The 724-nt window shown below is 49.7% G+C and carries 3 protein-coding genes; all 3 read left to right on the top strand.

Going from position 1 to position 724, the window contains the following annotated elements; all coding sequences use genetic code 11:
- Positions 1 to 182: 182 nt before the first annotated feature.
- Complete coding sequence (locus tag ACTIE0_RS24810; protein ID WP_187758869.1) at positions 183 to 377, top strand: IS1 family transposase; 195 nt, start codon at positions 183 to 185, stop codon at positions 375 to 377.
- A complete protein-coding gene (locus tag ACTIE0_RS24815) occupies positions 289 to 558 on the top strand; it encodes a hypothetical protein (protein WP_006670962.1) in 270 nt (89 codons plus the stop codon). The genes ACTIE0_RS24810 and ACTIE0_RS24815 overlap by 89 nt, the downstream gene beginning before the upstream one ends.
- A gap of 4 nt (positions 559 to 562) precedes the next feature.
- Positions 563 to 724: IS1 family transposase (locus tag ACTIE0_RS24820; RefSeq protein WP_439517072.1), on the top strand; the 162-nt coding region annotated here is incomplete at its 3' end.

Here is a 724-nt window from a genome sequence, read left to right on the forward strand (position 1 = left end):
AGTTTGATTCTCTCCATGATGCCATGGATTCCGTTCTCAAAGCTGCGTCCTAACCACCTTGACTAATGCTATAGCTCCGAAAGTTGAGGTCATAAAGCAGGGGGTTGTAGCCCTGTTCCCAATGACAAAGGGGTATCCACATCACGAGCCGTATGAGGTGAAAGTCTCAAGTACGGTTTGGAATTGGAGTTGGGGAAGGCGACTTCCCTTTCGACCATAACAAAACCGACTCGGGTTCAATTTCCATACCTGCCTGCCCAACTTGTACATCTACCCACACCGTCAAAAATGGACGGATTCACAACGGCAAACAACGGTTCAAGTGTCGTGATTATGGACGACAGTTTGTTGAACACCCCCACCAAAAAGGTGATTGACCAAGAAACACGGTCTCTGATTGACCGTTTGCGGATGGAGAGAATTCCCCTTGCCGGAATAGCACGGGCCGTCCAAGTGTCTGAGCCCTGGCTGCCAAACTACGTCAATCAGAAATATGCCTCTGTGCCCCGCCAAGTCCAGGTGAGGCGCAAAAAACGGGAGGTTAACGATTCAATGTGATGAATTGTGGTCATTTGTCAACCATAAAGGAAACAAACAGTGGATTTGGTTAGCTCTCGACGTAAAAACCCGTGAGATTGTCGGTGTTGACATTGGTGCACGGGATGAAGCCGCAGCCCGCCAATTGTGGGAGTCATTGCCCCCAGTGTATCGCCAATGTGCGGTG

Source organism: Limnospira sp., from assembly GCF_051859755.1.
Classification (GTDB): Bacteria; Cyanobacteriota; Cyanobacteriia; order Cyanobacteriales; family Microcoleaceae; genus Limnospira; species Limnospira fusiformis.